The following is a 23,692-nucleotide window of genomic DNA, read 5'->3' on the forward strand; positions in this document are numbered from 1 at the left end:
ACAGCGGGATGCGCCCCGGCGCTCGGGCGACGGGGCGCGGGAAACGGATCAGGCGGACTTCAGCGTGCCCTTGGGCAGCACGTTGCCCACGGCGGCCTTCTGCACGCGCACGCGCACGTTGTCGGCCACTTCCAGGGTGACGAAGTTGTCGCCGATGTCGGTGACGGTGCCGGCGATGCCGCCCGAGGTGATGACTTCGTCGCCCTTGGACAGTTTGTCCAGCATGGAGCGGTGCTCCTTGGCGCGCTTCATCTGGGGGCGGATCATCAGGAAGTACATGATGGCGATCAGGGCGATCGGCATCAGCAGGCCGAAGCCGCCCATGCCCTGCTGGGCCGGTGCGGCCTGGGCGAACACGGGGGCAACGAAGAATTCAAGCAGATTCATGGACTTGTCCATTCGGTATGAAAAGCAGCCGGGGATTATGCCACGCGTCGGGAAGCCCCGCCCGGGCTTCCCTGTGCGCCCGGACTGGAAAAGACCGCATCGGCGCCGGATGGTTCCCGGCCGGCGGCCTCACCCTACCCCGCAGAGGACTTCGCCTCCGCCACGAAGCCGGTAGGAGCGCCCCATGGGCGCGATGCTCTTCCTGACGGCCTGAGAGGAGCATCGCGGGCATGGCCCGCTCCTACAAAGGCCTCTGGCGGCGTGCGGCTCGGTATCCCGGCTAAGGCGCGGGGTCCATCCCACGGGCCGCGTAGAAAGCGGCCCGGAAGTCGGCAAACCGTCCTTCCGCGATGGCCGCCCGCATCTGTGCCATCACCTGCTGGTAGTACCAGAGGTTGTGCAGGGTGCCGAGCATCGGCGCCAGCATCTCGTTGCAGCGGTCCAGATGGCGCAGGTAGCTGCGGGTGAAGCCGTTGCGGCAGGCGTAGCACCCGCAGCCCGGCTCGATCGGCTGAAGGTCGTGCTCGTACTTCGAATTGCGGATGCGCACCGTGCCGGTCGAGGTGAAGAAGTGGCCGTTGCGCGCATTGCGGGTCGGCATCACGCAGTCGAACATGTCCACGCCGCGCGCGACCGCTTCCACCAGGTCTTCCGGCCGGCCCACCCCCATCAGGTAGCGCGGCTGGTCCGACGGCAACTGCGGACAGGTGTGTTCGAGGGTCGTGTTGCGCTCCTGCTCGGTCTCGCCGACCGCCAGGCCGCCGATCGCATAGCCGTCGAAGCCGATCGCCTTCAGCCCCTCGGCCGAGCGCGTGCGCAGATCGTGGTGCACGCCGCCCTGCACGATGCCGAACAGCGCGGCGTCGTTGCCTTCGTGCGCGCGCTTCGACCGCTCGGCCCAGCGCAGCGACAGCTCCATCGAACGCTCGATCACGCGCGGATCCACCGGCTTGCCGTCGATGTTCACCGGCGGGCATTCGTCGAAGATCATCACGATGTCGCTGTCCAGCACCTTCTGGATGCGCATGCTCTCTTCGGGGCCCAGGAACACCTTGCTGCCGTCCACCGGCGAGGCGAACGTCACGCCCTGCTCGGTGATCTTGCGGCGGTGCGCCAGCGAGAAGACCTGGAAACCGCCGGAATCGGTGAGGATCGGCTTGTTCCAGCGGGCGAACCCGTGCAGTCCGCCATGCGCGCCGATCACGTCCAGGCCGGGCCGCAGGTACAGGTGGAAGGTATTGCCGAGGATGATCTCGGCACCGAGGTCCTCGACATGCTCGGGCAGGATGCCCTTCACCGAGCCGTAGGTGCCCACCGGCATGAACGCCGGTGTTTCGATGGTGCCGCGCGGGAACGTCAGCCGGCCACGGCGGGCGGCGCCGTCGGTCTTCAGCAGTTCGAAGGACAGCCGGCTCATGCGGCCGTTTCCGGGAACAGGAGCATCGCGTCTCCGTACGAGAAGAAGCGGTACTGCTCGCGCACCGCATGGGCGTAGGCGTCGAACACCCGCGCCTTGCCGGCGAACGCGCTGACCAGCATCAGCAGCGTGCTCTCCGGCAGGTGGAAGTTGGTGACCATCGCATCGACGCTGCGGATGCGGTAGCCGGGGAAGATGAAGATCTGCGTCTCGCCGGCGAACGGCTGCAGCTCGCCGTCCCGCATCGCGGACTCCAGCGCGCGCACCACCGTGGTGCCCACCGCGACGACGCGACCGCCGCGCGCACGGGTCGCACGCACCTGTTCGACCAGCGCCGGCCCGACGTTGAGCCACTCGCTGTGCATGTGGTGTTCGAGGATGTTGTCCACGCGCACCGGCTGGAAGGTGCCGGCACCGACATGCAGCGTCACGTGGCCGAATTCCACACCGTGCGCGCGCAATGTCGCCAGCAGCGCGTCATCGAAATGCAGGCCTGCGGTCGGCGCAGCCACCGCGCCCAACTCGCGTGCGAACACGGTCTGGTAGCGCTCGTCATCGTCCTGTCCCGGCGCACGCTGGATGTATGGCGGCAAGGGCAGGCGACCGGCCTTCTGCAGCCAGCTTTCCAGTGCGCCCGGCACGTGGAAGCGCAGCTGGTAGAACTCGCCGTCGCGCCCGATCACCTCGGCTTCGCCTCCGGCATCCAGCTGGATGCGGCTGCCCGGCTTGGGCGACTTGCTGGCGCCGATCTGCGCGCGCGCCGCGTTTTCCGGCAGCAGCCGCTCGATCAGGATTTCCACGCGACCGCCGCTTTCCTTCTGGCCGAACAGGCGCGCCGGGATCACGCGGGTGTCGTTGAACACCAGCAGGTCGCCGGGCTGCAGCCATTCCGGCAGGTCGCGCACATGGCGGTCCGCGAACGGCGCGTCGCCGGGCGGCACCACCAGCAGCCGGCTGGCGGAACGCTCCGGCAGCGGCGCCTGGGCGATCAGCGCCTCGGGCAGGTCGAAATGGAAATCGGACTTCTTCACGGTCGGGGCCTTGCGGGGGCGTGCATTGTACGGGAGCCCGCCGGGGCGCCCCGTCGTCAGCGCTCGAACTTGGTCGACAGCACGATCGACGACGTCGTGCGCTCCACGCCCTCCAGCGCACCGATGCGGTCGGTCAGCAGGTCCATGTCGCCCACGCTGGGCACCGCACCGATGGCGATCAGGTCGTGGCTGCCGCTGACCGAATGCAGCACCCGCAACTCCGGCATCGCACGCAACGCGGCCACCACCGAGGTCATCTGCTTGGGATGCACGGCGATCATGATGTGCGCGCGCAGGTGGCTGCGGTCGTACTCGTCATGGACGCGCACCGTGTAGCCGCTGATCACGCCCTCGCGCTCCAGTCGCTCGATCCGGCTCTGCACCGTAGTCCGCGAGAGGTTGAGACGGCGGGCGATCTGGGCGGTGGAGGCCCGTGCGTTCTCACGGAGCATTGAGAGCAATTGCTGATCGGCGTCGGTGAGCTTCATTCTGCGGTCGGCGTTTCGTCGAATCGACGAAATATCCTCTAAATCCGCGCAGTTCACAACTGTCAAATGACGAGTTTATCCCGATAATACGGCTTTGCCGTTTCCTGCCGGAGGACTCCCATGGCCTTGACCGACCATCTCGCCCCGCTGCGCGCCCATCCGGGCCAGCGCCTGACCCCCGGCCTGGACGACCCCACCGTCGAACGCCTGGCCAAGGGCCACCCCGACCTGGTCGCCGTGATCGACGCCGCCGCGGCCGAGCACGCACGCCTGCAGGACGAATTCGCCGAACTGCTGGCGATGGACGAAGCGGATCAGCTGCGCGCCGTCCAGGCCGGCTACGTCAACTTCTACGCCGACGACGCCATCAACCCCTATATCGCGCTGGCCGCGCGCGGCCCGTGGGTGGTCACGCTCAAGGGCGCCGTGCTGTACGACGCCGGCGGCTACGGCATGCTCGGCTTCGGCCACACGCCGGCCGCCGTGCTGGACGCGATGGCCCGCCCGCAGGTGATGGCCAACATCATGACCCCCAGCCTGTCGCAGCTGCGCTTCGACCGCGCCCTGCGCAAGGAGATCGGCCACACCCGCGGCGGTTGCCCGTTCGCGAAGTTCCTGTGCCTGAACTCCGGCTCCGAATCCGTCGGACTGGCCGCGCGCATCGCCGACATCAACAGCAAGCTGATGACCGACCCGGACGGCCGCCACGCCGGCCGCACCATCAAGCGCATCGTGGTGAAGGGCAGCTTCCACGGCCGCACCGAGCGTCCGGCGCTGTACTCAGACTCCTCGCGCAAGTCCTACCAGCAGCACCTGGCCAGCTACCGCGGCGAGGACTCGGTCATCGCCATCCCGCCCTACGACGTGGACGCGTTGAAGCAGGCCTTCGCTGATGCGGAAGCCAAGGGCTGGTTCGTCGAAGCCGTGTTCCTGGAACCGGTGATGGGCGAAGGCGACCCGGGCCGTTCGGTGCCGCCGGCGTTCTACGCCGCCGCGCGCGAGCTGACCCGCAGCCACGGCAGCCTGTTCCTGGTCGACTCCATCCAGGCCGGCCTGCGTGCGCACGGCGTACTGTCCATCGTCGACTACCCGGGCTTCGAAGGCCTGGATGCGCCGGACATGGAAACCTATTCGAAGGCGCTCAACGCCGCGCAGTACCCGCTGTCGGTGCTCGCCGTGAACGAGCGCGCCGCCGGCCTGTACCGCAAGGGCGTGTACGGCAACACCATGACCACCAACCCGCGCGCGCTGGACGTGGCCTGCGCCACGCTGGCGCAGCTGACCCCGCAGGTGCGCGAGAACATCCGCAAGCGCGGCGCCGAGGCCGTGCAAAAGCTGCAGCAGCTGCAGGGCGAACTCGGTGGCCTGATCACCAACGTGCAGGGCACCGGCCTGCTGTTCTCGTGCGAACTGTCGCCGGCATTCAAGTGCTACGGCACCGGTTCCACCGAGGAATGGCTGCGCCAGCAGGGCCTGAACGTCATCCACGGCGGCGCCAACTCGCTGCGCTTCACTCCGCACTTCGCGATGGATGCCGAGGAGCTGGACCTGCTGGTCGGCATGGTCGGCAAGGCGCTGCGCGAAGGTCCGCGGATCAGCCAGGCCGCGGCGGCCTGATCAGCACGGCGGACTAGACGAAGAAGGCGAGCCTCGGCTCGCCTTTGTCTTTCGTAGGGTGGGCCTTGGCCTACCGTTGATCGTGCATGTGGAGGTGGGCCAAGGCCCACCCTACGGTTGGGTCGCGAAACGGTCCAGCGATTCGCGGATCAATGCCTTCGCTTCCTTCGCATCGCCGTAACCGTTGAGCTGCACAGGATTGCGGCCCTTCGGCAGGTCCTTGTAGACGCGGAAGAACGCTTCGATACGCTGGCGCTCGATCTCCGGCAGGTCGGCCAGGTCGCGGATGTTGGCGTAGGTCGGGTCGATCTTGTCGGTCGGCACGCCGATGATCTTCTCGTCATGCTCGCCCGCATCGATCATGCGTAGCACGCCGATCGGGCGGAACTTCACCAGCACGCTGGGATGCAGCGGTTCGCGCGTCAGCACCAGCGCATCCAGCGGATCGCCGTCGCCGGCCAGCGTGCGCGGCATCGAGCCATAGTTGGCGGGATACGCCACCGGCATCGACTGGAAGCGGTCCACGTAGACCAGCCCCTCGTCGTTGATCTCGTACTTGGTGAAGCTGCCGGCGGGAATCTCCACGGCCAGCAACACCTCCTCCGGCGCAGCCTTCGGTTGCTCGGCGAGGAAGGGATGGCGGATATGCGCTTCGCGCGCGGTGGCGCTCGCGCTGAGCGTGAGCAGGAACATCAGGCTGACGAACCGCATGGAAGACCTCGTGCAGGAGGGGCTTCAGCCCCGAAAGAATGCATTGGAAAACACTGCGCAGTCGGGGCTGAAGCCCCTCCTACAGAACCGCACTTACTCCCAGCACCGGTCGGCCCGGCCCTTCAGGGTTTCGGCGCGCGTGCAGGCGCGTTCGTCGATGCGGCCTTCCTCGCGCTCGACCAGTTGCTTGCCCTTCTCCCCGTCGTCGACGAGATCGAAGGCATCGTACAAGCGTCCCGTCGCCGTGCGCGCTTCATAGCGCAGGCGCGGACCGTCGAAGCGCAACACCTGGAACAGCTGTGTGTCCTCGGCGACCGGCCGCATCGTCTTGCGTGCCTCGTCCGATAGCCGGTACTGCTTGGCGCCGGTGACCGACACCACGAACACCGGCGGCGGGCTCTTGAGACGACCATAGACATGGTCGTGCCCCTGCAGCACCAGGTCGACCTGGTGCTTGCGGATCACTGGCAGCAGGTGCTTGCGCAATTGCACGTTGTCGCGGCCCTCGCGCGGCGAGAAGAACGGCTGGTGCGTCAGCACGATGCTCCAGCGGTGCGGATTCGACGCCAGCGCCTGGTCCAGCCACGCGGCCTGCGCCTTCGCCGTGCCCAGGTCGAGCGCGGACGTACCGTCGATGACGACCACACGCACGTCCTGGTAGTCGAACCAGTACGTCGTCCGCTTCGCCTCCGCCAGACCGTTGCCCGGCAGCGCAAAGGTCACCGGCCAGTGCGCGCCCAGCACGCGGCGCTCCTGCGGGGTGTCCTCGAACTCCTCGAAGTACTCGTGGTTGCCCGGTGCCGGCGCGACCACCAGCGAGGTCGGCAGCGATCCGTTCGCTTCGAACCACTCGCCCCATTCGTTGTCGTCCTCGCCGTCGCCGCCACTGACCAGGTCGCCGGCATACAGCGCCAGACGTGCGTCCGGCGCATGGCGCATCGCCTCGCGCACCACGCGGGTGGTCAGACTGACGTTCTTGTTCTGGGTATCGCCGAAGTACAGCAGCGTCAATGGCGAGGACGCGGCGGCTGCCGTACGGGTGTGGTGCCAGGCACTCCACGTGCGGTCGCCCTGCACGCGCCAGGCGTACAGCGTGTCCGGTTGCAGGCCGTCGACATCGGCGCGATGGTGATGCGCAGTCCCGTTCTCGGTCTTCAACGCGGTGCTGGTGGCGGTGATCCGGCGCGGCTCGCCCATGTCCGGCGAATCGCCGGCGACCACAATCTCCAGCAGCGGCGCATCGACCGTCGCGTCCGTGCGCCACGCCACCGCGAAACCCGTGCCCGCCTCCTGCGCCGGCGACGCGACGATGCGGTCCGGGAATCCCGTCGGTGCATAGCGCACCACGCCCTGCGGCACGCGCGTGTTCGGTTCGGGCTGGCGTGCCATCGCTTCCTGCGCGAGCGCCGTCGCACAGGTCCCCAGCAGCAGCACGGCCAGCAGCCACTTCATCCCCGTGTCCCCTGCGCGCCTCATTCGACGCGGCACTCCGGCAGCGACAGCGCCTTGGCGATGTCGCGCCAGTCGAACGACGCCACGGCCTGGTCATCGTCGACCGCGTAGAACGCGCCCTGCGGGAACCGTTCGTCCGCGCTCTGATCCAGCCACACGCCGTCGGTGTTCGCGGTGCGGTTGCCGGCGAACGCGCCCTTGTAGTCCAGCGTCAGCCGGTCGAATACATGGAACACGCTGCGGTCCTTGAACTGGTCCGTGGCGATCCAGTAACCGGTACCGCCCGCGCACTGCGCCAGCGCCATGCCCTCGGCCTGCGCCTTGAACAGGTCGGCGCCGATGTCGCGCCCGCGATACGTGCCATCCAGTCCGTACTCGCGCAGGCGCGTGCCGACGGCGACATCCTCTTCGGCCAACAGCAGCCGGTCGTTGGCCGCATCGCCGAACACGGATTCCGCGATGCGGACCGCGCCGGCTTCGCCCGTGTCGCCGAACGTGCCCGCGAGCGCCGCCTTCCAGCCGCCCTCGGCCCGCTTCAGGTGGTATCGCTTGAAGCGCTGGCCGAGTTCGGCCAGCGGGGGCGGCACATCCTCATTCTGTGGCGACATGTAGTTGTCGCTGACGATGACCTCGTAGGCATCCTTCTGCGGGCGCACCCACAGGCCGTACGGCTGTTTCAGTTCCTTCGCGCCGAACACCAGCAGGGGCGTGAAGTCGGGCAACTGGAAGACCTGCACGCGGCGGTTGTCGCGCTCGACCACCAGCACCAGGTCGTCGATCACCGCGATGCCGTTGGGACGCTGCATCTGGCCCAGCGCCTCGCCCGGACCGGACACCGTACGCAGCTGCTTGCCGGTGCTGCCGTCGTACACGACCAGCCGGTGGGTGTCCTTCGCGGTGGCGATCAGCCAGCGCGCACCGTCGGCCGCGCGCCAGCTGGCCGGCGAGTCGACGTTCTCCGCCGGCGTGGAGGCCGTGATGAAGGCCTCCGGCACCACGACATGCGCGATCCTCGCCTCGCTCAGCAGCGGATCCTTTTCGACGTTCTCGTCGGGCTCCTTCTCGCGCGACGGTGCTTCCACGGGCGTGGCGGATGCGACGGGCGCTTCGGGCTCGCCGCCGCAGGCAGCGAGCAACAGCGGAATCGCAAGCAGGGCAAGACGTGGTTTCACTGGTATCCCCATGACATGAAGTCGTCAACAAACTGCCATGTTCTACGCAGCCGCCATGACATTTTCGTGTCAGCGCACGACACGCGGATACCTGTCATCGCACGGGAACCTTCGTGTCATGTTTCCGCCATGTGACGCGCTTACAAAGTGCCGTTTACTTTCGTCACGGGGACGACACACCATGAAACGCAATGCCTTGGCCGCCTCGCTTGCGCAGGCGCTGTTCTGCGCTGCCCTGGTTCCGGCCAGCTTCGCCGCCACCGCCCAGAACCAGGCACCGGACGCCGGCACCGCAGGCGATCCCAAGCAACTGGATACCGTCGTGGTCCAGGGCGAGATCGTCTACCGCGACCGTACCGACGACATCGCGCCCACGCTGGTCTACGATCTGGAATATTTCCAGCGCTTCGAGCCGAACACCGTGGGCGACATGCTCAAGCGCGTGCCGGGCGTGGGCTTCGTCGGCTCGGACATCATGGAGTACGACGGGGTGCAGCTGCGCGGGCTCGGCGGCGGCTACACGCAGGTGCTGATCAACGGCAAGAAGGTCCCTGGCGCTGGCGACGACCGCTCGTTCTACGTCGACCGCATCCCCGCCGAAATGGTCGACCACATCGAGATCAAGCGCAGTGCCAGCGCCAACCGGAGCGGCGATGCGATGGCCGGCGCGATCAACATCGTGCTGCGCGACGCCTACGAGTTCACCGGCAGCTACATCCGTGTCGGCGTGAACCGCTGGGACGATGGCGAGATCAACCCGACATTCGGCGCGGTGACCTCGTTCGAGGCGCTCGGCGGCCGGCTGCTGGCAGGCATCAACGCGCAGGACCGCTACCGCGCCAAGACCAAGCGCTCCGACCGCTTTACCGACAACACGCGGGAAGAGAAAGTCAGTTGGGAAGACCAGACCGAGGTGAAGGACGGCCGCGACTACTCGGCCAACTTGTCCTACACCGCGGATGTCGGCGACACCGGGCGCTTCAGCATCGACGGCTTCTACGTCAAGACCGATCGCGACGTCACCGAGGTGTCGTTTGAAGAGGAGCTGGACGACGACGAGACCATCAACCTGCGCGTGCCGGGCCTGGACCCCTATGACCAGAAGAACTACGGCGTCGGCGCCGAATACAAGTTCGACATGGCGGGCGGCACCACCGAAGTGAGCGTGGACTATGCCCGCTTCGAGAACTCGCAGGCCACCACCGAAGGCGAACACGTCTACGTGAGCGGCGCCGGGAACTGGGACGACACCTGGAGCATCCCTGCCGACGCCGAATGGGACGAAACCGTCTACAGCGCCGAGTCCATTACCGCCAAGGATGCCGAAACCGGCTTCCGGCTGACCCACGCCCGTCCACTCGGAACTGCCGAACTGGAGTTCGGTGTCGACTACCGCAACAAGAAACGCGAAAGCCTGCTCGTCGGTTACGAGTGGGAAGCCGAGGATGAGGACGAAACGCCCGCTTCGCTGTCGGACTACGAACTGGACGGCAGCGTGGCCTCGGTGATCGAGGAGAAGCGCTTGGATCCTTACATCATGCTCAGCGGCAAGAGCGACGCGTTCGCGTGGGAAGCCGGCCTGCGCTACGAAACCACCAAGTCCGAGGTGGAATACCTCGAGGACGAAGAGAGCGAAGGCCGGGTGAGCAAGGACTACAACGAACTGCTTCCCTCGGTGAACCTGCGTTGGAACCTGGGCGACGCGGACCGCATCAGCCTGTCGTTGGCCAAGACCCTCAAGCGTCCGAATTTCAACGAGCTGCTGCCGGCCCTGCTAGATGGCGAGTTCGGCGACAACGACTACATCGGCAACCCGGAACTGGACCCGGAGACCGCCAATGGCCTGGACCTCGGCTTCGAACACCGGCTCGGCCGCAAGGGCGTGGTGGGCCTGAACTTCTTCTATCGCGACGTCAAGGACCTCATCGAGATCGTCAACACCGGCGAGCCCAGCGAAGAGATGCAGGACACCTGGGCCGACATGATCGACGATGGCGACGCCGTCGACCTGGCCGATGCGATGGCCCAGGAACCAGCTTCGAGCTGGCTGTACACGTCCTCCAACGTCGGCGACGGCAAGGTCTATGGCTTCGAATTCGATGTGTCCACGCCGCTGTCCGCCATCGGTTTGGAGCACACCGGCGTCTTCGCCAATTACTCCTGGGTCAAGTCCAAGGTCGATGACGTCCTCGGCGAGCGCCGCTTCAACGACCAGGCCAAGTCCGTCTACAACATCGGCTTCATCCACGACATGCCGACGCTGGGCGCGAGCTTCGGCGCGACCTACCGCAAGCAGGGCGACGCCTACACGCGACTGCTGGGCGAAGAAGTGCTGATCCGCTACGGCGGCGAGCTGGACCTGTTCGTCGAGAAGCGCTTCGGCACCAGCGTGTCGGTGCGCCTGAGCGCCAACAACCTGCTGGATGCCAGCAAGGACGAGTACTTCGACAAGTTCAATACGCTGCAGGACCAGATCGATCGCGACTACGACGAGTACGAGCTGGAAACCGAAGAGGCGGGCCCGAGCTATCAGCTGGTGATGCGCTGGGCGTTCTGATCGGCACAGCCCTCTGCTCCAAACGGAAAAGCCGGCGCACGCCGGCTTTCCGCTTTGTGGGACGGTACGGTTTGATGCAGACTTCCTGCACCTCTCGCCGCATTGCCCGCCATGAAAACCGTCGAAGTCCGCCATCCCCTCGTGCAACACAAGATCGGCCTGCTGCGCAACGCCGGCCTCAACACCAAGGATTTCCGCGAGCTCGTCACCGAACTCGGAACGCTGCTCGCCTACGAGGCGACCGCCGACCTCGAACTGACGAGCGAGACGATGGCGGGCTGGGCCGGGCCGGTGCAGGTGAAGAAGATCGCCGGCGCGAAGATCACCCTGGTGCCGATCCTGCGCGCCGGCCTGGGCATGCTGCCGGGCGTGCTGGCGCTGATCCCGACCGCGCGCGTCAGCGTGGTCGGCCTGCAGCGCGATGAGGAAACGCTGCAGCCGGTGCCCTACTTCGAGAAACTGACCGGTCGGCTGGAAGAACGCGATGCGCTGATCCTCGACCCGATGCTGGCCACCGGCGGCACGCTGATCGCCACCATCGACATGCTGAAGCGCGCGGGCGCGAAGCGGATCAAGGGCATCTTCCTGGTCGCCGCACCGGAAGGCCTGGAGGCGCTGGAAGCGGCGCACCCCGATGTCGAGGTCTATACCGCTGCCATCGACGAGCGCCTCAACGACAAGGGCTACATCCTGCCCGGCCTGGGCGATGCGGGCGACCGCATCTTCGGTACGCGGATCGGCTGAGGTCCGCGCTCAGCGGCGGATCCAGCGCTCGCTCTCCGAGTCCTCCGCCGCCAGTACCTTCGCGGCGGCATCGTCGTCCAGCACTTCGGCCTGCAGGAACGCGGTGCCGACATCGCGGGCCCGGGAGTAGAGCGCTGCCGGCTCGCCACCGATCAGGTTGTGGTCGCCGCCGGCCAGCACCAGCGCCGTCTTGTCGCCGGCCGGTGCGGTTTCCACCGGATACAGATGATCCTTCGCATCGGCGACGAAGCCAGGCACCAGGTCCTGGTCGCCGGTGACGATCAGCATCGGCACCGCGACGGAGGCATAGGTGGTCGGCGTGACCAGGCCGGGAATACGGCCCGGCGAGGAATAGCCGACCACGGCGACTACCGACGGATCGCGCAGTGGTGCCATGTCGGCCATCGCGCCGCCCAACGCCAGCGAGATCAGCGTGCCGTAGCTGTGGCCGCCCGCGGCCACCGGCGCACCGGGCCAACGCGTGGCCACATAGGCGCTCGCCGCCTTCATGTCGGCCAGGCGCTCGCCGAAGCCCTGCTGCATCGAGAACTTCTCGCGCTCCGGGTACTTCACCGAGTCCACGTGCAGCGGCGCCACCACCGCGAAGCCGGCATCGCGCCATGCGGTCAGTACACCGTCGTAGCGTTCCGGCCAGGAGCCGTGACCGGTGGAGAACAGCACCACGCCGCGTACCTGCGCCGGCTCCCACACGGCCATCGTGGTGGCGCGCGCCGGCGAGACCTGCAACGGCACGGTGACGGTGGGCGCGGCGAAAGCCCCCTGCACCATCGCCAGCGACGACAACGCCAGCGCGATCGCACCGCGGAAGAAGAAACGCTTGTTCATGCCGGAACCCCCTGTGGAAGACAGGGCCAGTCTGCCGGCGCGGGGCGGGAACGGCAGGAGCCGGTGGTCACCGGATCCGGGTGCCGGAAGTCACTTCATGCGGCCAGCGGGCGCGCCTGCAGGTCAGCGACCTCGTGGGCGACGCCGAACTTGCCCTTCTCGTCGCGGATCACCTGCGCCAGCGCACAGCCCGGGTCGTGGGTGAAGAACAGATGGACGTTGCGGGCCAGCTTGTCTTCCAGGAAGGCGCGTTTCTCGTCGATCAGCAGTTCCGCGTTGCGGTCGTAGCCCATGGTGATGGGCACGTGCACCCATGACCGACCCGGAATCAGGTCCGCACAGAACACCACACCACCGTGCGCCTGCCCATCGATGCGCTCCGGACCGGCGATCTCGGCCAGCATCAGGCCAGGCGTGTGGCCATCGCTGAAACTGAAACGCACGGCGTCGCCGAGCGCCTGCGAATGTTCGCCGTCAACAAGTTCCAGCCGACCGCTCGCTTCCAGCAACGGCTGCAGTTCCGGGATGAAGCTGGCGCGATCGCGCGGATGCGGCTTCAGTGCTCGCTGCCAGTGCTCGGCACCGACGACGAAGGTCGCGTTGGGGAACAGCAGTTCCGGCGACCGGCCTTCCTGCCACGGCGCCAGCAGGCCGCCGGCATGGTCGAAGTGCAGGTGGCTGAGCACGACGACGTCGATGTCCTCGTGCGAGAAGCCGGCCGCCTGCAGCGAATCGAGCAGCACGTGCCGCTCTTCCTGCACGCCGAAGCGTGCGCGCATCTTCGGCTCGAAGAACGCGCCGATACCGGTCTCGAACAGCACGGTCTTGCCGTTCAACGGCTGCGCCAGCAGCGCGCGGCAGGCCAGCTCGATGCGGTTTTCCGCATCCGGCGGCGACCACTTCTCCCACATGGCGCGCGGCGCGTTGCCGAACATCGCGCCCCCATCGAGTTTCTGGGAATTGCCCAGCAGCGACCAGAGTTTCATGGGGAGATTCTACGCCCGCCGCAGGCCTTGGACATCTCCCCATCCTGTACGGCTTTTGTAGGAGCGCCCCATGGGCGCGATGCTTCTTCGTTGCCTCATGCAAAAAGCATCGCGCCCATGGGGCGCTCCTACAACGCGGGAATCAGGGCGTTGCCGCCGACTCCACCACCTTGGCCGCTCCCACCGAATTGCGTGGATCGCTGCCGCCATGCAGCGTATTGGTGGTCTTGTCCCATTCCACCGTCTGCAGGTTGCCCCAGACGTGGCTGGAGCCGCGGCCACCCTGCGCGGTGTTGCCCGCGACCTTGAACGTGTGGCCCATGGCTTCCAGCGTCTGCCGCGTGGCCGGCGTCAGTGCATCGGTTTCCATCTCGATCAGGTCCGGCATCCACTGGTGGTGGAAGCGCGGCAGCGCGGCGACCGCCTGCGGGTCGAGGCCGGCGTCATAACCCAGCACGCCCAGCAGCACCATGGTGATGATGCGACTGCCGCCCGGCGTACCGAGTACGGCCACCTTCTCCGGCGACTCCATGAAGGTCGGCGTCATCGAACTGAGCATGCGCTTGCCCGGCGTCGGCGCGTTGGCCTCGTAACCCATCACGCCGAAGGCGTTCGGCGTGCCCGGCTTCAGCGCGAAGTCGTCCATCTCGTTGTTCAGCAGCACGCCGGTGCCGGGCGGCACCAGGCCGGAGCCATACAGCAGGTTGACCGTCTGCGTACCGGCGACGCGGTTGCCTTCGGCATCGATGATGGAGAAGTGCGTGGTCTCCTCGTCTTCCAGCGGTGTCTGCTGGCCCGACAGCTGGTCGCTCGGCGTCGCCTTCTGCGGATTGATCGTCGCGCGCAGGCCGGCCGCATAGTACGGGCTGGTCAGTGTCTTCATCGGGATCTCGACGAAGTCAGGATCGCCCAGGTAGAAGGTGCGGTCGCGGAACGCGCGGCGCATTGCTTCCACCACCAGGTGCGTGCGCTGCGCCTCGTCCAGCTTCGACAGGTCGTAGGCATCGAGGATCTGCAGCATCTGCGTCAGCGCCACGCCACCGGACGACGGCGGCGGCGCGGTCGTCACCCGCCAGTCGTTGTACGTGAACGTCAGCGGCTCGCGCTCGCGCACGGTGTAGCCGGCCAGCTCCCGCGCCGTCCATTGCCCGCCCTCGGCCTTCACGCCGGCGAGCAGCAGCTTGGCGGTCTCGCCGCGATAGAAACCGTCGAAGCCCTGCGCCGCCAGTCGCTCCAGCGTGCGCGCCAGGTCGGGCTGCTTGAAGACATCGCCTTCCTGGATCGGCTTCCCGTTCACCAGGTAGACGGCGCGCGTGCCCTTGTAGCGTTCCATCACCTCGCGGCGCGCCTGGTAGCCGCGCGCCATGCGCGCGTACACCGGGAAGCCTTCGCGCGCCGTGCGGATGGCCGGCGCCAGCGAGGTCTTCAGCGGTAGCCGGCCGTACTTCTCCGCCAGGTGGACGAACGCAGCCGGCAAGCCCGGAATGCCAGCCGCCCAGGGACCGTTCTCGGCATGATCGCGGTTGAAGCCGCCATCCGGCAGCAGGTACTTGTCGGGCGTGGCAGCGATCGGCGCGGTCTCGCGCGCGTCGATGAAGACGTCCTTGCCGGTCTTGCCGTCATGCAGCAGGAAGAAGCCGCCACCGCCGAGGCCCGAACTGATCGGCTCCACCACCGACAAGGTCGACGACACCGCGATGGCGGCGTCGAACGCGTTGCCGCCCTGCGCGATGACGTCCTGGCCCGCCTGCGTGGCGAGCGCGTGCGCGCTGGCAATGGCGGTACCGGGCGGGTGCGACGGGGTGGGCGTGGTGCGGACGGCGTCGGCTGCGAATGCGGCAGGCGCGAACGCGACGACGAACAGCAGGACGGACAGACGGCGATGGATCACGATTTCTCCTGGACGATAACCGGCACGGAGACTGCGCGCGTGGCGGAAATCAGCCGGCGTGAAGCCGCAACATCTTCGCCAGCAGTTCTTCGTGGGTCTCAGGATACGCCGGATCGGGGTCGATGCACTCGACCGGGCAGACGACGACACATTGCGCTTCGTCATGATGGCCGACGCATTCGGTGCAACGCGCCGGATCGATCACATAGATCGTCTCGCCCATCGAGATGGCCTGGTTGGGACAGGCCGGCTCGCAGACATCGCAGTTGACGCAGAGTTCGTTGATCTTGAGGGACATCTTCTTTTCGTCATTCCCGCGCAGGCGGGAACCCAGTGACTTTCATCGCGGCGTTCGTCGGAGACCGAATCCCGACGTCCAGTCGGCGCAGGCGGGCTGCGGTGCGCGACTGAAAGTCACTGGATGACCGGCCATGCGGCCGTTGTGAAGCGCTTCCCGCTTTACCAGCCATTCGGCTGTTAAGAGCCGCGGAGATGACCTTTTCGCAAAGGCACTGGATCCCCGCCTTCGCGGGGATGACCTTTCCGCAAAGGCGTGGCCGCCGTGGGCGGCCMCGCGCGGAAAGGTCACTTGGCTTCGACGAACACGTATTCGGCGCTGCTCGGGGCGACGGCGGCCTTCACCCGCTCGCTGTCCTCGGACTTGCCGATGAACAGCACGCGTACGCCCTTGAACGCGTCGGTCTCGACGCCTTCGAACGCGGCCACGGCCAGGTCGGCGATCTTGGCGCTGTTCGGCGAGCCGAACGCGATCAGGTTGCCGCTGCTCACGCCGCGCGCCACGGCGCCCTTGGCCTGCTCCAGCTGGCGGCCGTACTTGGCCTCGAACTCCGGATCGGTGTCGGCCGGCAGGTAGTACACGTACGGCGTGTTGGTGATCGTGCCCATGTTGGCGTCGACGACCTTGCTCAGGTACTCCTTCCACGGACCGTCTTCGGTCGTGGCCGGTGCGACCAGGGCGACGTCGGCCGGCTCGGCCGGGGCTTCTTCCTGCTTCTTGCACGCCGCGAACGGCAGCACGAGGCAGGCGGTGAGCATGATGCGGCTTGCGAACTTCTTCATGGGTAATCCCCCTCTTGGTAAAGCGGTTGTCGGAATCGTCGCGCTCAGGCGCCCTGCTTGTCTTTCTGCCACTGCGCCTTCAGCGCTGCGGTCACCGCCGGCGGCACGAAGCCGGACACGTCGCCGCCGAGCCGCGCGATCTCGCGCACCAGCGACGATGAAATGAAGCCGTACTGCTCGGCCGGGGTCAGGAACAACGTCTCGACCTCCGGGATCAGGTGGCGGTTCATGCTGGCCAGCTGGAATTCGTATTCGAAGTCGGACACCGCGCGCAGGCCGCGCAGCAGCACGCCGCCCCCGACGTCCTTGACGAAGTGCGCCAGCAGGCCGTCGAAGCCGCGCACTTCCACATGGGGGTGCCTGGCCACGGCGTCGCGGGCCAGCGCGACGCGCTGGGCGAGCGGCAGCGCCGGCCCTTTGCCCGGGCTCTCGGCCACGCCGATGATCACGCGCTCGAACAGCGGCGCGGCGCGGTCGATCAGGTCGATATGGCCATTGGTGATGGGGTCGAACGTGCCGGGGTACACGGCCGTCCGGGTGCGCGCCACAGTCATTCAGTCGTCGCCGGCGGATCGTCGGGCCGAAGTGTAACAGCGGCGTGATGGCCCGGCGCGCGATACAGGGCATAGCGGACCTCGCGCGTCCGGCCCTCGCGGTGCAGCGCCCAGGCGGGCGGGACCACCGGCAGGACATTCGCCGGCGACTCCATGTAGACCCATGCGCCCGGCGCCAGCCGTGGTGCCAGCCCGTCCAGCGCGCGCGCCCACAGGCCGTCTGCGAACGGCGGATCCAGGAACACCAGGTCGAAATGGTCGTGGCGACCGCCCAGCCATGCCAGCGCATCCGCCGCGTGGACCTCGGCCTGGGCGGACAGCTTCGCCGCCGTCTCGCGCAGCGCCGCGACGAGGCCGGGATCGCGCTCCACCAGGACGGCCCGCGCGGCCCCGCGCGACAACGCCTCCAGCCCCAGCACGCCGGTGCCCGCGAACAGGTCCAGCACCCGCGCGCGCGGCAGCGCCGGCATCAGCCAGTTGAACAGGGTCTCGCGCACGCGGTCGCTGCTGGGTCGCAGCCCGGGGCGGTCCGGCACGGCCAGCTTCGTGCCGCGCCAGCGCCCGCCGATGATGCGCACCTGGCCGGTGCCGCGCGGAGCGCTACCTGAGGACGATGCGGGACGGGAACGCGGACTGCGGGACATGCGGGCAGCGGCAATGGAAGGCCTCGCATGATACGTCCCTCACCTGCAGGAGGGGCTTCAGCCCCGACCGCGCCCCACCCGATATTCGAAACTTGCGGTGCGCAGATGCACGGCAGCGCGCTGGCACGGTGAACGCCCGACGGTGCCCGTCGCTGCGGCCGGGGCTGAAGCCCCTCCTACAGGGGCATGGTTGAGAAAGCCGCCCCGCACCCATACACCGGGAGACATTGGCCGCCGTGTGCGGCCCGCCTATCGATTCCATGGAGCACGACCGCGATGACCGTTGAGACCCGCAAAGAAACGCTGGGCTTCCAGACCGAAGTGAAGCAGCTGCTGCAGCTGATGATCCACTCCCTGTACTCGAACAAGGAGATCTTCCTGCGCGAGCTGGTCTCCAATGCCGCCGACGCCGCCGACAAGCTGCGCTTCGAGGCGCTGAAGGACCCCGCCCTGCTCGCGGACGACACCACCCTGCGCATCCGCGTCGGCTTCGACGCCGCCGCGCGCACGGTGACCATCGACGACAACGGCATCGGCATGAGCCGCGACGAGGCCATTGCCCATCTCGGCACCATCGCCAAGTCCGGCACCGGCGACTTCCTGCGCGCGATGTCCGGCGACCAGAAGAAGGACGCCAACCTGATCGGCCAGTTCGGCGTGGGCTTCTACAGCGCCTTCATCGTCGCCGACCGCGTCGACGTGTTCAGCCGTCGCGCCGGCCTGGCCGCCAGCGACGGCGTGCACTGGTCCAGCGCCGGCGAGGGCGATTTCGACGTCGCCACGGTCGACAAGCCCGAGCGCGGCACCCGCATCGTGCTGCACCTGAAGGAAGGCGAGGAAGGCTTCGCCGACGGCTGGAAGCTGCGCGGCATCATCAAGAAGTATTCCGACCATGTCGGACTGCCGATCGAAATGCCGAAGGAGCACCACGGCGAAGACGCGCCCGCCTCCCCCGAGTGGGAAGCGGTCAACAAGGCCAGCGCGCTGTGGACGCGCGCCAAGTCCGAGATCAAGGACGAGGAATACACCGAGTTCTACAAGCACATCGCCCACGACTTCACCGATCCGGCGGCATGGAGCCACAACAAGGTCGAAGGCAAGCTGGAATACACCTCGCTGCTGTACGTGCCCGCCCGCGCACCGTTCGACCTGTACCACCGCGATGGCGCCAAGGGCCTGAAGCTGTACGTGCAGCGCGTCTTCATCATGGACCAGGCCGAACAGTTCCTGCCGCTGTACCTGCGTTTCCTGCGCGGCGTGGTCGATTCCTCCGACCTGTCGCTCAACGTCTCGCGCGAGATCCTGCAGTCCGGCCCGGTGGTCGACTCGATGCGTTCCGCGCTGACCAAGCGCGCGCTCGACATGCTGGAGAAGCTGGCCAAGGACAAGCCCGAGGACTACAAGGCGTTCTGGACCAACTTCGGCCAGGTGCTGAAGGAAGGCCCCGCCGAGGACTACGGCAACCGCGAGAAGGTCGCGGGCCTGCTGCGCTTCGCCTCCACGCACGATACGTCGGGCGCGCCCAGCGTGTCGCTGGCCGACTACGTGAGCCGCCTGCAGGAAGGCCAGGACAAGCTCTATTTCCTCACGGGCGAGTCGCATGCGCAGATCAAGGACAGCCCGCACCTGGAGATCTTCCGCAAGAAGGGCATCGAGGTGCTGCTGCTCACCGACCGTATCGACGAATGGCTGATGGGTTACCTGACCGAATTCGACGGCAAGTCCTTCGTCGACGTCGCCCGCGGCGACCTGGACCTCGGTGCGCTGGACAGCGAGGACGAGAAGAAGGCGCAGGAAGAAACCGCCAAGTCGAAAGAGGCGCTCACCGGCCGCATCAGGACGGTGCTCGGCCTGGACGTGGCCGACGTGCGCGTCTCGCATCGCCTGACCGATTCGCCCGCCATCCTCGCCATCGGCCAGGGCGACCTGGGCCTGCAGATGCGCCAGCTGCTGGAAGCAAGCGGCCAGCAGGCGCCCGAGAGCAAGCCGGTGTTCGAGTACAACCCCGACCACCCGCTGATCGCCAAGCTGGATGCCGAGAGCGATGCCAACCGGTTCAACAACCTGACCCGCGTGCTGTTCGACCAGGCCGCGCTCGCGGCCGGCGAGAGCCTCAAGGACCCGGCCGGTTACGTGAAGCGGCTCAATGCGTTGCTGCTGGAGTTGTCGGCGTAAGCGAAGCTCTCCCGCTGTTCCCCTCTCCCCGTGCAACGGTGAGAGGGTGCCGAAGGCGGGTGAGGGGCGAGCGGAGGCAAGGCGCTTCGCCGCCCCTCATACGATCCGCAAGCGCAGTCCGATCGCGGAAGTCCAGGTTCGCGCGAAGAGCGTCCCCCATCCGCCCCCGTATCGAGTACGGGGCAGGCTCTTCGGGCACCTTCTCCCCGCTTGCGCAGGGAGAAGGGACCAAGCTGCGCTGATGCAGGAAGAAGGAGTTCGGGCGCGGGGGTTCAGGCCTTGATATCGAGCAGGCTGCCCAGCGTCTGGTCCGCCACCCTCAGCACGAACAGGTTGGCACCCGCCATCGTCTTGTAGGTCAGCATCGCGGCCACGTCTTCGATGGGCGCGGCGGGATCGGCAGGCGCGTCGACCACGGTCGAGGACACGCCACCCGTCGCCTGGACCGATAAGGCCACCGTCTGCCGCGTGGCCTCGGGCGTGGCCAAGTTGGCGAGGTTGTGCGCCGTGGCCTGCAGGCCGGACGAGGCGGCGCGGAGGCCCGAGGTGGCGATGCCGGTGATGGCGTTCATGCGGGGATTCCTGGTTTTCCGCCCTCGATATCGGCCGCCGCCGGCCCCACTTGAGTCCTGTGCCCGGGCGCCCGACAGCCGGGTGGTAGCATGTCGCCCTCTTCGAGATACCCCCTGCAATGATCGGTTTTTTCCGCCGCAAGAAGCCCCAGGACGGCCCGGACGCCGCCCAGACCCGCCCGAGCACCGAGGAACTCGCCGCCGCCTTCCCGCGAGCGCCCAGCGAGCCGTTGCCGGAAGACGGCGCATTGCTTTCGCCCTCTCCTGCGGTGGAAAAAGTGTCGCAGGCGGATGACGGGGAGAATCCGGTCGTCGTAAAGGCTGAAGCTGCCGCGCCCGCCCCCTCACCCCAGCCCTCTCCCCCGCAAGCGGTGGAGAGGGGGCAAGAAGAGGAAGCGGATGCCGCTCCCGCTGCCGCCGCCGGCAAGTCCGGCTGGCGCGACCGCCTGCGCCGCACCAGCGCCGCGCTGGGACTGGCCGGCCTGTTCACGCGCAACCCGCGCCTGGACGATGACCTGTTGGACGAGATCGAGACCGCGCTGCTGACCGCCGACGTTGGCGTACCTGCCACCACCGCGATCATCGAAGACCTGCGCAAGCGCATGAAGGAACGCGAGTTCGCCGATGCGCAGGCGCTGCTGAAGGCGCTGCGCGCCGACCTGATCGCGCTGATCACGCCGGTCGCGAAGCCGCTGGTCATCGACGCCGGCCGCAAGCCCTTCGTCGTGCTGACCGTCGGCGTCAACGGCGTCGGCAAGACCACCACCATCGGCAAGCTGGCGCGCCGCTTCAAGCAGGACGGCCACAGCCTGATGCTGGCGGCCGGCGACACCTTCCGCGCCGCCGCCGTCGCGCAACTGCAGACCTGGGGCGAACGCAACGGCGTGCCCGTGGTCGCGCAGGGCCAGGATGCGGACGCCGCGTCGGTCGCCTTCGACGCACTGCAGTCGGCCAAGTCGCGCGGCTTCGACGTGCTGATCGCCGACACGGCCGGCCGCCTGCACACGCAGACCGGCCTGATGAACGAGCTGGGCAAGATCCGCCGCGTGCTCGGCAAGATCGACGCCGAAGCGCCGCACGAAGTCCTGATGGTCATCGATGGCACCACCGGCCAGAACGCGCTGTCGCAACTGCGCCAGTTCCATGCCGCGGTCGGCGTCACCGGCCTGGTGGTCACCAAGCTGGACGGCACCGCCAAGGGCGGCGTGGTGTTCGCACTGGCGCGCGAGTTCGGCATCCCGATCCGCTACGCCGGCATCGGCGAGCGGGTGGAAGACCTGCGTGTGTTCGATGCGGAATCCTTCGTCGACGCGCTGCTGCCGGAAGCGCTGGGTGGCGGCTGATATCGACGCATCGGCTGTCGTGGGAGCGACGTCAGTCGCGATGGCGCCATCGCGGGGGTTGATCGCGACTGACGTCGCTCCCACAGGTCGCCCCGCGTGAGCGATGTCTCCTTCGCCCAGCGTCTGCTGGCCTGGTTCGACGACCATGGCCGCCACGACCTGCCCTGGCAGCATCCGCGCACGCCGTATCGGGTATGGCTGTCGGAAATCATGCTGCAGCAGACGCAGGTCGCCACGGCGACGCCGTACTTCCTGCGCTTCGTCGAACGCTTTCCCACCCTGCCCGACCTCGCTGCCGCGACCACCGACCACGTGATGGCGCATTGGGCAGGGCTGGGCTACTACGCGCGTGCCCGCAATCTGCACGCGGCCGCGAAGGCCTGCGTCGCCGAGCATGGCGGCGACCTTCCGCGCGATTTCGATGCCCTGCACGCGCTGCCCGGCATAGGTCGCAGCACCGCCGGCGCGATCCTGTCGCAGGCCTGGAACGACCGTTTTCCCATCCTCGACGGCAACGTCAAGCGGGTGCTGGCGCGCTTCCACGGCATCGCCGGCTGGCCCGGCCTGCCAGCGGTGGAGAAACAACTGTGGGCCTTGGCCGAGCAGCACCTGCGAGACGTGCCCGACGGCCGGCTCGCCGACTACACGCAGGCGCAGATGGATTTCGGCGCCACGCTGTGCACGCGCACGAAACCGGCGTGCGTGGTGTGCCCCGTGCAGGACGATTGCATCGCACGCCGCGATGGCCTCACTGCCGCGTTGCCCACCTCCAAGCCATCGAAGGTCCTGCCGGAACGCGAGGCCGTGGCGCTGTGGCTGGAGAACGCCGCGGGCGAGATCCTGTTGCAGCGTCGTCCTGAGACCGGCATCTGGGCCTCGCTGTGGACGCTGCCCCAGGCCGACACCGATGCCGGCATGCGCGACTGGTTCGCGCGCGAGATGAAGGGCGCGTACGACAACGCCGAAGAACTGCCCGTGGTCGTGCACACCTTCAGCCACTACCGCCTGCACCTGCAACCGCTCCGCCTGCGCAAGGTCGCCCTGCGCGACGCGGTGCGCGACAATGACGGCCCCGTATCCGGTACGGGGCAAGCTCTGCGCTGGGTGGCGCGTGGCGATCTCGCTGCGCTGGGCCTGCCGGCGCCGATCCGCAAACTGCTAGGGAACTGACCCATGTCGCGCACCGTCTTCTGCCAGTACGAACAACGCGACACCGAGGGGCTCGACTTCGTCCCGTATCCCGGCGAGCTGGGCAAGCGCATCTACGCGAACATCGGCAAGCCCGCATGGGCCGCGTGGCTGGCGCACCAGACCATGCTGATCAACGAGAACCGGCTGTCGCCGCGCGACCCCAAGCACCGCGCGTTCCTGGAAACGGAACTGGAGAAGTTCCTGTTCGGCGGCGGTGCCGACAAGCCGGCCGGCTACGTGCCCACGCCGTAAGCCGGCCAGCATCGACCTTACTTCTTCGCGGCGCGCTCCACCGCGGCGGCCTCGCGCAACTCCTTCTGGCTGGCACGCAGGGCCTTCACGTCCAGCGGACGGATGGTTTCGATGCGACAGGGAATCTTGATGCTGGCGGTACCCGGGCCCAGCGGCTGGACGTCGTCGAAGCGGGCCGATACGCGGTTGGCGAACTGGGTGATGCTGATGGCCTGCGCGAACTCCAGGTCCTGGCAGCGGCCGGTCAGTTCCAGCAGATAGGCCTCGCTGGGCTTGGTCCACACGGCGAGGGCGGCATCGCCCAGCGGAGCCCACCCGCTCAGGTGGCCGAGGTAGCGGAAATCCTTGACGGATTCGCCGGCATGGGCGCGATACAGGGCGAGCCTCTCGGCGTCGGTCTGCTGGCCGTCGGTGGCGCACCCGGACAATGCGGTCGCTGCCAGCAGGGCGAAAGGAAGAAAGGGTCTCATGCGCAGGCTCCTCTTGTATGCAGTACAGGGCTCTCCGGCTCCGATGATGCGCCCCTCGCGGACCGCAGGCGCCCGGCGTCGCCGCCCGCATTCAGCCGACGGTACGGCTTGC

Annotated in this window: 23 protein-coding genes; 7 read left to right on the top strand and 16 right to left on the bottom strand. The window is 67.6% G+C overall.

Annotated elements, in window-relative coordinates; translation table 11 throughout:
* Nucleotides 1-48: 48 nt before the first annotated feature.
* The 4 genes from yajC to AC04MD_RS09380 form a co-directional block, all read right to left on the bottom strand.
* A complete protein-coding gene (gene yajC, locus AC04MD_RS09365; RefSeq protein WP_475497024.1) occupies nucleotides 49-387 on the bottom strand; it encodes a preprotein translocase subunit YajC in 339 nt (112 codons plus the stop codon).
* A gap of 280 nt (nucleotides 388-667) precedes the next feature.
* A complete protein-coding gene (tgt, locus tag AC04MD_RS09370; protein WP_475497025.1) occupies nucleotides 668-1,804 on the bottom strand; it encodes a tRNA guanosine(34) transglycosylase Tgt in 1,137 nt (378 codons plus the stop codon).
* Entirely contained in the window at nucleotides 1,801-2,835 is a 1,035-nt protein-coding gene (gene queA, locus AC04MD_RS09375; protein ID WP_475497026.1) for a tRNA preQ1(34) S-adenosylmethionine ribosyltransferase-isomerase QueA, read from the bottom strand. Before queA ends, tgt begins: the two co-directional genes overlap by 4 nt.
* A gap of 56 nt (nucleotides 2,836-2,891) precedes the next feature.
* Nucleotides 2,892-3,323, bottom strand: a complete 432-nt coding sequence (locus tag AC04MD_RS09380) for an Lrp/AsnC family transcriptional regulator (RefSeq protein ID WP_475497027.1) — start codon at nucleotides 3,321-3,323, stop codon at nucleotides 2,892-2,894.
* A 120-nt stretch (nucleotides 3,324-3,443) separates the two neighbouring features.
* Between AC04MD_RS09380 and AC04MD_RS09385 the strand changes: the two genes are divergently transcribed.
* Complete coding sequence (locus AC04MD_RS09385) at nucleotides 3,444-4,940, top strand: aminotransferase class III-fold pyridoxal phosphate-dependent enzyme (protein ID WP_475497028.1); 1,497 nt, start codon at nucleotides 3,444-3,446, stop codon at nucleotides 4,938-4,940.
* 111 nt (nucleotides 4,941-5,051) lie between these two features.
* On the opposite strand, the gene AC04MD_RS09390 is transcribed toward AC04MD_RS09385, so the two are convergent.
* The 3 genes from AC04MD_RS09390 to AC04MD_RS09400 form a co-directional block, all read right to left on the bottom strand.
* Nucleotides 5,052-5,633, bottom strand: coding sequence for an inorganic diphosphatase (locus AC04MD_RS09390; RefSeq protein WP_475497673.1), 582 nt, complete (start codon nucleotides 5,631-5,633; stop codon nucleotides 5,052-5,054).
* Nucleotides 5,634-5,744: 111 nt separating this feature from the next.
* Entirely contained in the window at nucleotides 5,745-7,103 is a 1,359-nt protein-coding gene (locus AC04MD_RS09395; RefSeq protein WP_475497029.1) for a purple acid phosphatase family protein, read from the bottom strand.
* A gap of 20 nt (nucleotides 7,104-7,123) precedes the next feature.
* Complete coding sequence (locus AC04MD_RS09400) at nucleotides 7,124-8,287, bottom strand: phytase (protein WP_475497030.1); 1,164 nt, start codon at nucleotides 8,285-8,287, stop codon at nucleotides 7,124-7,126.
* A gap of 169 nt (nucleotides 8,288-8,456) precedes the next feature.
* Between AC04MD_RS09400 and AC04MD_RS09405 the strand changes: the two genes are divergently transcribed.
* Together AC04MD_RS09405 and upp are read left to right on the top strand one after the other, a co-directional pair.
* Nucleotides 8,457-10,832, top strand: a complete 2,376-nt coding sequence (locus AC04MD_RS09405; protein ID WP_475497031.1) for a TonB-dependent receptor plug domain-containing protein — start codon at nucleotides 8,457-8,459, stop codon at nucleotides 10,830-10,832.
* A 111-nt stretch (nucleotides 10,833-10,943) separates the two neighbouring features.
* Entirely contained in the window at nucleotides 10,944-11,576 is a 633-nt protein-coding gene (gene upp, locus AC04MD_RS09410; RefSeq protein ID WP_475497032.1) for a uracil phosphoribosyltransferase, read from the top strand.
* Between the two features lie 9 nt (nucleotides 11,577-11,585).
* Here upp and AC04MD_RS09415 read toward each other — a convergent pair whose 3' ends face one another.
* From AC04MD_RS09415 to rsmD, 7 genes are all read right to left on the bottom strand, one after another.
* On the bottom strand, nucleotides 11,586-12,422 hold the full coding sequence (locus AC04MD_RS09415) for an alpha/beta hydrolase family protein (RefSeq protein WP_475497033.1): 837 nt from the start codon (nucleotides 12,420-12,422) through the stop codon (nucleotides 11,586-11,588).
* Between the two features lie 95 nt (nucleotides 12,423-12,517).
* Nucleotides 12,518-13,408 carry an MBL fold metallo-hydrolase gene (locus AC04MD_RS09420; RefSeq protein WP_475497034.1) on the bottom strand — a complete coding sequence of 297 codons (891 nt, stop codon included), beginning with the start codon at nucleotides 13,406-13,408 and terminating at the stop codon, nucleotides 12,518-12,520.
* A gap of 142 nt (nucleotides 13,409-13,550) precedes the next feature.
* Entirely contained in the window at nucleotides 13,551-15,299 is a 1,749-nt protein-coding gene (ggt, locus tag AC04MD_RS09425) for a gamma-glutamyltransferase (protein ID WP_475497035.1), read from the bottom strand.
* Nucleotides 15,300-15,348: 49 nt separating this feature from the next.
* Nucleotides 15,349-15,597: a YfhL family 4Fe-4S dicluster ferredoxin gene (locus AC04MD_RS09430; RefSeq protein WP_475497036.1), complete on the bottom strand. Its 249-nt coding sequence runs from the start codon at nucleotides 15,595-15,597 to the stop codon at nucleotides 15,349-15,351.
* 287 nt (nucleotides 15,598-15,884) lie between these two features.
* On the bottom strand, nucleotides 15,885-16,379 hold the full coding sequence (locus AC04MD_RS09435; RefSeq protein ID WP_475497037.1) for a hypothetical protein: 495 nt from the start codon (nucleotides 16,377-16,379) through the stop codon (nucleotides 15,885-15,887).
* A gap of 44 nt (nucleotides 16,380-16,423) precedes the next feature.
* Nucleotides 16,424-16,933 (bottom strand): pantetheine-phosphate adenylyltransferase, encoded by a 510-nt coding sequence (coaD, locus tag AC04MD_RS09440; protein WP_475497038.1) that lies wholly within the window; start codon nucleotides 16,931-16,933, stop codon nucleotides 16,424-16,426.
* A complete protein-coding gene (rsmD, locus tag AC04MD_RS09445) occupies nucleotides 16,930-17,577 on the bottom strand; it encodes a 16S rRNA (guanine(966)-N(2))-methyltransferase RsmD (protein WP_475497039.1) in 648 nt (215 codons plus the stop codon). The genes coaD and rsmD overlap by 4 nt, the downstream gene beginning before the upstream one ends.
* 276 nt (nucleotides 17,578-17,853) lie before the next feature.
* Here rsmD and htpG point away from each other — a divergent pair, with 276 nt between their 5' ends.
* Nucleotides 17,854-19,752 (top strand): molecular chaperone HtpG, encoded by a 1,899-nt coding sequence (gene htpG, locus AC04MD_RS09450; RefSeq protein ID WP_475497040.1) that lies wholly within the window; start codon nucleotides 17,854-17,856, stop codon nucleotides 19,750-19,752.
* A gap of 272 nt (nucleotides 19,753-20,024) precedes the next feature.
* Here htpG and AC04MD_RS09455 read toward each other — a convergent pair whose 3' ends face one another.
* The gene (locus AC04MD_RS09455) at nucleotides 20,025-20,324 is read right to left on the bottom strand and encodes a hypothetical protein (RefSeq protein WP_475497041.1); all 300 of its coding nucleotides are present in this window, start codon (nucleotides 20,322-20,324) and stop codon (nucleotides 20,025-20,027) included.
* 119 nt (nucleotides 20,325-20,443) lie between these two features.
* On the opposite strand from AC04MD_RS09455, the gene ftsY reads away from it, so the two are divergent.
* The 3 genes from ftsY to AC04MD_RS09470 all read left to right on the top strand — a co-directional run bounded on the left by ftsY (nucleotide 20,444) and on the right by AC04MD_RS09470 (nucleotide 23,110).
* Complete coding sequence (gene ftsY / locus AC04MD_RS09460; RefSeq protein WP_475497042.1) at nucleotides 20,444-21,667, top strand: signal recognition particle-docking protein FtsY; 1,224 nt, start codon at nucleotides 20,444-20,446, stop codon at nucleotides 21,665-21,667.
* 96 nt (nucleotides 21,668-21,763) lie between these two features.
* Complete coding sequence (gene mutY, locus AC04MD_RS09465) at nucleotides 21,764-22,837, top strand: A/G-specific adenine glycosylase (RefSeq protein WP_475497043.1); 1,074 nt, start codon at nucleotides 21,764-21,766, stop codon at nucleotides 22,835-22,837.
* 3 nt (nucleotides 22,838-22,840) lie between these two features.
* Nucleotides 22,841-23,110 carry an oxidative damage protection protein gene (locus AC04MD_RS09470; RefSeq protein WP_475497044.1) on the top strand — a complete coding sequence of 90 codons (270 nt, stop codon included), beginning with the start codon at nucleotides 22,841-22,843 and terminating at the stop codon, nucleotides 23,108-23,110.
* A gap of 17 nt (nucleotides 23,111-23,127) precedes the next feature.
* On the opposite strand, the gene AC04MD_RS09475 is transcribed toward AC04MD_RS09470, so the two are convergent.
* Nucleotides 23,128-23,580: a DUF6491 family protein gene (locus AC04MD_RS09475; protein ID WP_475497045.1), complete on the bottom strand. Its 453-nt coding sequence runs from the start codon at nucleotides 23,578-23,580 to the stop codon at nucleotides 23,128-23,130.
* Nucleotides 23,581-23,692: the final 112 nt, after the last annotated feature.

This window comes from Pseudoxanthomonas sp. LjRoot206, from assembly GCF_056175725.1.